Source organism: Acidithiobacillus sp. TH-A36 (assembly GCF_057473445.1).
The window spans coordinates 1-7,678 of record NZ_JBYCKP010000234.1; the positions used below are offsets into that span (position 1 = coordinate 1).

A 7,678-nucleotide genomic window follows, 5' to 3' on the forward strand; every position below is an offset into this window, starting at 1 on the left:
TTAATGAATAATTCAGTATCATCATGGAGTTACTGAACCATAAACCTCTCGCTATAAGATATCAATAATATAACTGTAAAAAATTGAAACATGGTTACATATGATTACACTTGGTATCTTAAAAATAATTTCAACTATGGTGTTTTTTGTGAATTAAAAGAAAAGGTATTATTTTGAAGAAAATATGCAAATAAAAAAGCATCACCTTCTGTGGGTTAGAAGGTGATGCCATGACCGTTGAACAAAAGGGTCAGTGGGTTTATCAGCCTGCCAGGGCGAGCATTAACTGGTTGAGACGGGCCACAAAACCAGCAGGATCCTCCAGTTGTCCGCCCTCGCTCAAAATCGCCTGATCCAGTAACAGCGATGACCACTCCGCAAAGCGTGACGCATCTTTTTCACTTTCTATGCGGGTCAACATAGGATGGGTAGGGTTGATTTCCAGGGTGGGTTTGGTACTGGGTACTTCGTGTCCAGCCTGCTTCAATAATTGCTGCATATACAGGGCCATGTCCCGTTCGCCCAGGACCATGCAAGCAGGAGAACTGGTCAGCCGGTGGGAAACCCGAACCGCTTCAACCCGATCACCCAGCGCATTTTTGATACGCTCCACCAGACCTTCTGCGGTTTTTTCGATTTCTTCCTGAGATTTGCGTTCTTCTTCAGTTTCAATGCTACCCAGATCAAGCGTGCCTTTGGCTACAGAGCTCAGGGCCTTGCCTTCAAATTCATGGAGGTGGCTGGTCAGCCATTCATCCACACGGTCGCTGAGCAGCAATACTTCAATGCCCTTTTTACGCAGCAGTTCCAGTTGTGGACTGTTTTTGGCAGCAATAAAAGTATCCGCAGTAATGTAATATATTTTGTCCTGACCTTCGCGCATACGGCCCATATAATCAGCCAGAGAAACATTCTGGGTTTCAGTATCGGAATGGGTGCTCGCAAAACGTAATAATTTCGCGATTTGTTCGCGATTGGCAAAATCTTCACCAGGACCTTCTTTCAGTGCCCGTCCAAACTCATTCCAGAAGTTTTGATATTTTTCGGGTTCTTTTTCAGCCATTTCTTCCAAAAGGCCCAGTACCCGTTTGATGGAGCCCGAGCGCATCTGGTCAATGACCCGGTTGCCCTGAAGAATTTCGCGGGAAACATTCAGGGGGAGATCGCTGGAATCAATGACGCCGCGTACAAAGCGCAAATAACGGGGCAGAATCTGGTGTTCGGTATCGTCCATGATGAAAACGCGCTGCACGTAAAGCTTGATGCCGTGCGTCTGATTGGGTTCCCAAAGATCAAAAGGTGCCTTGCCGGGAATGTAGAGCAGAGAAGTATATTCGAGGCGACCTTCCACCCGGTTATGCGCCCAGGCCAGTGGATCAGCATAATCATGGCTGACGTACTGATAAAATTCCTTGTATTCTGCATCACTGATTTCAGACTTGGAACGTTGCCAAAGAGCAGAGGCTTTATTGACGGTCTCCCAGCTATCGCCGGGCTTGCCATCTTCGCCCGCTTTACGCATCAGAATGGGTAGGGGAATATGGTCTGAGTATTTGTTGATAATGCCGCGCAAGCGCCAGAGATTCAGAAGGTCCTGGCGTTCATCTTCGCGTATGTGCAGCACTATCTCGGTACCGCGCTCTGGCAAATCGATGGTTTCGAGGGTGTAGGCGCCCGTCCCATCGGACTCCCAGCGTACACCATGCTCTACTTCCATTCCGGCTCGACGGGTACTCAGCGTTACGCGGTCGGCGACAATAAAGGCAGAATAAAAACCTACGCCAAATTGACCAATCAGTTTGGCATCCTTGCTCTGATCGCCACTCAGTCTCTCAAAAAATTCTTTGGTTCCCGACTTGGCAATGGTTCCAATGTTGGCAATGACTTCGTCGCGGTTCATGCCGATACCATTGTCGCGGACAGTTAATGTGCCTTGTTCGGCATCAAAATCTACCTGCACTTTGAGTTCGCTGTCCCCCGCAACCAGACTGGGATCCGCCAAGGCTTCAAAGCGCAGTTTGTCACAGGCATCAGAGGCATTGGATATCAGTTCACGCAGAAAAATTTCTTTGTTTGAATACAGAGAATGAATCATCAGATGCATCAGCTGATTGATTTCAGTCTGAAATTTTAGAGTTTCCTTGTTGGTGGTCATTATTTCTCCTTCCTATGGACAAGTTGTCTGAGCAGCTATCATTTCAATAGACAGACTGGAAGTGGGGCCTGCTTCACCGAGAATCAAGAGCACTTATAGACCGTTCTGCCGGGACAATGGACTTTACGCATTGAGCTTGCCACCTCGACAGGCATAGGGTCATCCTCTAATATTGATGAAATCTCTCAACATTGTAGGTTGTTTATGTCAGATCCAGTCCTGTTGACGGCTATTGATGGATCACAAAATGCCTTGCTGGCGGCTGCTGTGGCGGCGCGCTTTTCACGTCTTCTTGGTGCACGTCTTGGCCTGGTGACTTCCCTGCATGTGGCCAGTGATCCACTGGGTTTTGGCGGAGGACTGTTTTCCCGTGATCTGACGGATCGCATGCTGGCAGAATCCCGCCTTGAAGCGGAGAGTAACCTGCGCGCCGTCGCCGAACGTATTGAAGAACATTGTGATATTGGGCTGCCAGAATATTTTCTGCTGGAAGGGGCGCCAGAACAGGAAATTCCGCGACTGGTCCAGAGTCTTCCGGAAACGATCATGGTGGTGATAGGGCAGCGTGGTTTTGGCACGGAAAGTAAACCGCGAGGGTTACCCCATCTTCTTGGGGGACTCGGTGCAAAACTGAGCCTGACATTGGCCGTACCGGTATTGCTGGTGCCGCCTGATACGAACATCGATCAACTGTGTTCTGCGGTCTTTTGTTCCGATCCGTCGCAGGGAGATCGCTGAGTGGAATTGTTCCTGCCTATCGCGCATATGGACGTGAATATCTGGCTGATAGTCAGTTTTGGTTTGGCGGTGGGTTTTCTGTCGGGATTGACCGGAGTGGGTGGGGGAATTTTGATTACGCCTCTGCTGATTTTTATCGGGGTCCCGCCACTGGTTGCTGTGGGTACCGGAGCGGCCCAGATTGTTGGTGGCTCGGCTATTGGCAGTTATGCGCACTGGCGCATGGGTAATGTCGATATGCGCATGGCTTTTGTCCTGTTGGCAGGGAGCTGGACGGGAGGGCTGATCGGTGTACACATTGCCCGGATTCTGGAGGCGGGTGGCCACTTCAGTCTGGTGGTGACTTTTCTGTATGTCATTTTGCTGGGTGTCATCGGTACTTCCATGTTGATTGAATCGCTGCTGGCTTTGCGTGGTCGGCATGGGCATGCATCCCAAAAAAACCGGACAAAAAATCAGTCCATTCTGCAGCGCCTTCCGGGACAAATGGATTTTCCGGTTTCAGGATTGCGTCTTTCTTTTCTGACCCCGGTTTTACTGGGTTTTGGCGTGGGCTTGCTTACCGCGCTGATGGGGGTTGGAGGTGGTTTTGTGATGGTGCCCATCATGCTTTATGTATTGAAAATGCCCACCAAGGTGGTGGTAGGTACCTCATTGTTTCAATTGCTGTTTACCACGGCTGAAGTGGGTATTTTGCAGGCGGGAATGAATCATGCCGTAGACCCTTATCTGGCTCTGGCTCTGGTTTTGGGTTCCATTTTCGGCACGCAGTTCGGGGCGCGGGCCGGGGCGCATATGAAGGGGGAGCAGCTGCGTCTGGTGCTGGCCCTGGTGGTCGTGGGCGTAGCTATCAAGATGGGGTTGGGATTATTTATTACGCCCGAACACATTTTCAGCATGGCGCGGGTTGTTTAGATGATTTATCTGCGCCTGATGCTCATGCTGCTGACTATGGGTTCTGCCATGCTGGCCGAAGCGTCTACGCCCCTGGTAGTGGCTACCAGTACGGATAAGGTGAACGTGACCAGCCATTTTGTCGGGGAAAACCTGCTGGTGTATGGTGCCATCACGGGTCCGGGGCAGGTCATTGTCATACTGCGTTCGCCCGACAGCACTGAAGCCATGCAGCAAAAAACCCGAACCGGACCAATCTGGCTGAATGGTGCAAAGGTAACGGTGACCAGGGCTCCGGGTATCTGGCAGCGGCTTTCTTCGGCCCCGGTCAGGCACATTCTGCCTGATGATACCCTGCAGAAACTGGGATTAACCCTGTCTTCGCTGGTAGATAAAGCCCGTTTCGCTCCCGAACCCGATCATTTGGATACCTGGCAAAAAGCCTTTCTGGATGAGAAAATTCGCCACCGCAATTACGTGGTGGAACCCGCTGGGGTCACTCTGAAGCAGGGGTTATTTTCGGCGAAAATCAGGCTGCCGGCGTCATTGCCTCTGGGTCATTATCAATTGCTGACTTATCTGGTCCGGCAGCAACAGGTGGTTGCAGTCCGCAAGCAGCAGATTGATGTCCGCCAGGTCGGTTTCCAAGCGTGGATTGCCCGTTTTGCCAGAGAGAACAGCTGGGTCTATGGCATTGTTCTGACTTTTATTCTGGCAGGATTGGGTTTTGCTCTGGGTATCCTCATGCGTCGCCGTTCAGCCTGATGGATTCAGTTGTCTGCATGTTTTTGCGCCAGAAAAGCCACGCCATCCAGTACCTGATAAAAGTCCTGTGCGAAATAATCCGGCTGAATATCGTTGTAGGATTTGGCACCCTGATTGGAGTCTATAAAAATGGTTTTGAATCCAGCCTGTTGCGCGCCATAAATATCCCGAAACATGTCGTTACCCACATAAATGGCCTGATGTGGTGCTACTTCGAGTTGTTCGGCAGCCATTTGAAATAATCGGGAATCAGGCTTGCGATATCCGTAATCACCGGAAATGATGCGAATGTCGAAATACTTTTTGATATTCAATGCGCGCATTTCGGGCAGGGCAAAACAGCGTTGGGCATCGGAAATGAGGGCAAGCTGGTATTGTTCCTGCAAGCTTTTGAGGGTTCTTTTGACGCCTTCATAACGTTCCAGGCGGGTTCTGGAAATGCCACGATGCAGCCGCGCCAGTTCCTTGGCCAATTTTTCCCTGCCGTTCAGTGGCTTGCTGTTTTCCTGAATCAGAATGGTATGCCAGATGGCTTCCACATCAATTTCCGGATAGCGTTCGGTGGATTGGCGTTTGCGTTCTTTCATGACGGCGAAATAGCGTTCGCGCACTTCCCGACGATTCATGAAAACCCGGTGATATGTCAGGTAATGAGAAATTCCTCGATAAATTTCCTCCATGTCTTCATTGGTTTCTATGTTGATCAGTGTGCCATACAAGTCAAAGCAGACAGCGCGAATAGACATGAGACTACCTCCTTAGAACAGAGAGTGCAGCATGAACCAGAATTTGACTGTAACGCCAGTCCAGCCAGGAATTACGGGCGATGCGTAACAGCGTCATGCCCATGTAAAAGGGAATTCTCCGGGTGATGGCTGCAAATGCCGCCTGTCGGTCGGGAAAATGGGTGCTGTACTCCCAGAGAAAATGACCGATGTAGGACTCGGCCTGCTCACCATGATGGTTGTTGCGCAGGAAATGGTGTTTGATTTCACCGGCAATCATGCCCAGGTCGTAGGCGCGGTCAGCGCGCTTGATGCGCTCGAAATCAATGGCAATAATGGTTCGGGGGTGCGCAAACAAAAAATTGGATGGAGTGGCATCGCCATGAATCAGAACCGCCTGATCGCTCCACATACAGGGAGACTGCTGCCACTGATCGCGAAATCCATAAACTTCGCGCACTTGTGCTTCGCTAATGCGGTGGCGTCGCTGCAGACGCGCCACGATTTTATCAAAGTAGGCAAACTGGGTATGAAAGTGAACCGTCTCAGCGCTGGCCGTGTGGTTATGTAACTTGGCCAGAAACCAGGCGAGATCGGTGAGACGGGCATACAGCAAATCTTCATGGTGTTCAGCAAGACTCTGACTCATCACACTCGATAATGATTGACCGGGACAATATTCTTCCACGACCAGACTATTCATGTGGCGGGCAATGCCAAAAGCCTGAGGAATATGAAAATGCTTATGATTGAGACCGATGTTGCGCAAATAATGCAGATTTTGCCATTCATTCCAGGCTCTTTCCCAGGCGTTTTGGGGATCTTTACCCGGACGCTGAAAAAATTTCCCGATCACCTTTTGCTGAGAATGAGTTTCTTCATACAGAAATACCTCATTGGAAGCAGGAAACTGAAATACCCGAAAATTGCGGACCTGATCATTTGGCAGTATTTGCGGATAAACTTCATCGCGTAAATAGGCAAAAAGCGGATCCTGAGGATTCAGGCGCCCGAGATATTTCACGATATCTGCTCCATTCTGTTGCTCTTACAGTTCATGGCGGTGGCTCCTGAAGGGCGGGATGCAGCTCTATGTGTTCAATAGTCCAGCCTGGTTCCAGTCTTGCCAGGGTTGGGGCGATGTTGTCCATGATCTGACGACCCAGATCTTGCTGTGCTGTCGGTGAATGTGAAACCTGATTCAAGTCTGGAAAGGCCATGAAGGGATTGACAATCAGGCTCTCAAAATGTTTTTGGGCGTCATGTAGAGGCTGCCAGGGTCCGTGCCCGTGAAGAATGGCAACAGGGTGAATGGTCAACGCTTTTTCAGAGCCATCAGCACTGCGCACCATCACCCCGAAAGAACCCAAGTCCAGAGTTTTTTTCATCAGTTTGGGAACATTTGTTTTTTTGGGTACCGGTTTTTCAGGAGTCGGGCTGACAGATTGTGGAGATATCGGAATGTTGAGGGCAATACCAATGGCAATGGCGGCAGTGATCAGCGCGATAATAACCACCAGAATCCAGGGTTTTTTTCTGGAACGGGGAGATTTGCGTGGGGCCAATGTTCATCACTCCTTTGCGGAATGCCCGGATGTTCCAGGCTATCAACTGATTTGTATCATGGTCTGCAGCCAGAGACCAAACCGGGCAATACGTCGCGCGGGTCAAAGTCGCTGCAACGTCCCAGGGCAACTGCAGTTTTTGGTTTTAAGCCTGTATTTATGCCTTCTGTCAGCCTCATTAATCATCTGCACGATGGGTATGACATGAAGTTGATGGCACCAGAACGGCTGACCTTCATGTCCTTATTGCAAGAGACGTGAATATGAAGCGGCTTATTGCTGCCGGCTATTGCGCCAGGCCAGCCAGAGCAGTGGGATCGCCCATAGGGCGGAGAAGGTGTAAATCTGATTCAGTGAAATGACATGTTGCAGTGGACCCAGTCCGGTAGAGCCGATGCCTTCGCCAATCATCAGCGCTCCAACCAATAGTCCAGCCATTTGCGTGCCTTCCTTGCCGTGTGCGGCTACCCCGAAAGCCATGCTGTAGGGATAGTATATACCGCAAGCCGCACCGGCCAGGGCAAATGCCAGTAACAGCGCCGTTGCACTGAGCAGATGGGGGATGATGATAAAGCAGGCTGCCATACCGATAGGCGCCAGACGATAAATCCAGCGTCGGGAAAGAAAGCGGTCGGGAATGCTGCCCAAAATGAAGCGGGCAACGGTCATGCCTCCCCAGAACAGCGACAGTGCCAGGGCGCCGGTTGCGGCAGGAAGGTGGTGGTCGACACTGACCAATACATTGGCCCAGCTGCCAAAGCTGCCTTCACAGATCGCATAAATCACTACTGCAAAAGCGAAGGGCACCATGGAGCGTCGCCAGGCACGTAAGCCGC

At 50.6% G+C, this 7,678-nt stretch carries 8 protein-coding genes; 3 read left to right on the forward strand and 5 right to left on the reverse strand.

Annotated features, from left to right (window positions below; translation table 11 throughout):
- Positions 1-262: 262 nt before the first annotated feature.
- On the reverse strand, positions 263-2,155 hold the full coding sequence (htpG, locus tag AC2VLY_RS06110) for a molecular chaperone HtpG (protein WP_486892031.1): 1,893 nt from the start codon (positions 2,153-2,155) through the stop codon (positions 263-265).
- A 204-nt stretch (positions 2,156-2,359) separates the two neighbouring features.
- Between htpG and AC2VLY_RS06115 the strand changes: the two genes are divergently transcribed.
- From AC2VLY_RS06115 to AC2VLY_RS06125, 3 genes are read left to right on the forward strand one after another with little or no spacing between them, the layout of a single operon-like run.
- A complete protein-coding gene (locus AC2VLY_RS06115; RefSeq protein ID WP_193651714.1) occupies positions 2,360-2,893 on the forward strand; it encodes a universal stress protein in 534 nt (177 codons plus the stop codon).
- Positions 2,894-3,808, forward strand: coding sequence for a sulfite exporter TauE/SafE family protein (locus AC2VLY_RS06120; RefSeq protein ID WP_486892030.1), 915 nt, complete (start codon positions 2,894-2,896; stop codon positions 3,806-3,808).
- Positions 3,809-4,552, forward strand: a complete 744-nt coding sequence (locus tag AC2VLY_RS06125) for a TIGR02186 family protein (RefSeq protein WP_486892029.1) — start codon at positions 3,809-3,811, stop codon at positions 4,550-4,552. It abuts the gene before it with no gap.
- Between the two features lie 5 nt (positions 4,553-4,557).
- Here AC2VLY_RS06125 and AC2VLY_RS06130 read toward each other — a convergent pair whose 3' ends face one another.
- The 4 genes from AC2VLY_RS06130 to AC2VLY_RS06145 all read right to left on the reverse strand — a co-directional run.
- Positions 4,558-5,298 carry an HAD family hydrolase gene (locus AC2VLY_RS06130; protein WP_193651711.1) on the reverse strand — a complete coding sequence of 247 codons (741 nt, stop codon included), beginning with the start codon at positions 5,296-5,298 and terminating at the stop codon, positions 4,558-4,560.
- A 4-nt stretch (positions 5,299-5,302) separates the two neighbouring features.
- Positions 5,303-6,301, reverse strand: a complete 999-nt coding sequence (locus AC2VLY_RS06135; protein ID WP_193651710.1) for an aminoglycoside phosphotransferase family protein — start codon at positions 6,299-6,301, stop codon at positions 5,303-5,305.
- 31 nt (positions 6,302-6,332) lie between these two features.
- Positions 6,333-6,842 carry a hypothetical protein gene (locus AC2VLY_RS06140; RefSeq protein WP_486921942.1) on the reverse strand — a complete coding sequence of 170 codons (510 nt, stop codon included), beginning with the start codon at positions 6,840-6,842 and terminating at the stop codon, positions 6,333-6,335.
- Positions 6,843-7,115: 273 nt separating this feature from the next.
- Positions 7,116-7,678, reverse strand: a 563-nt coding sequence (locus AC2VLY_RS06145; protein WP_486921943.1) for an MFS transporter, incomplete at its 5' end; no start/stop codon positions are given.

Bases quoted from the DNA above. Each gene is read 5' to 3' on its own strand.
- htpG (WP_486892031.1), bottom strand. From the start codon at position 2,155: ATGACCACCAACAAGGAAACTCTAAAATTTCAGACTGAAATCAATCAG.
- AC2VLY_RS06115 (WP_193651714.1), top strand. From the start codon at position 2,360: ATGTCAGATCCAGTCCTGTTGACGGCTATTGATGGATCACAAAATGCC.
- AC2VLY_RS06125 (WP_486892029.1), top strand. From the start codon at position 3,809: ATGATTTATCTGCGCCTGATGCTCATGCTGCTGACTATGGGTTCTGCC.
- AC2VLY_RS06130 (WP_193651711.1), bottom strand. From the start codon at position 5,298: ATGTCTATTCGCGCTGTCTGCTTTGACTTGTATGGCACACTGATCAAC.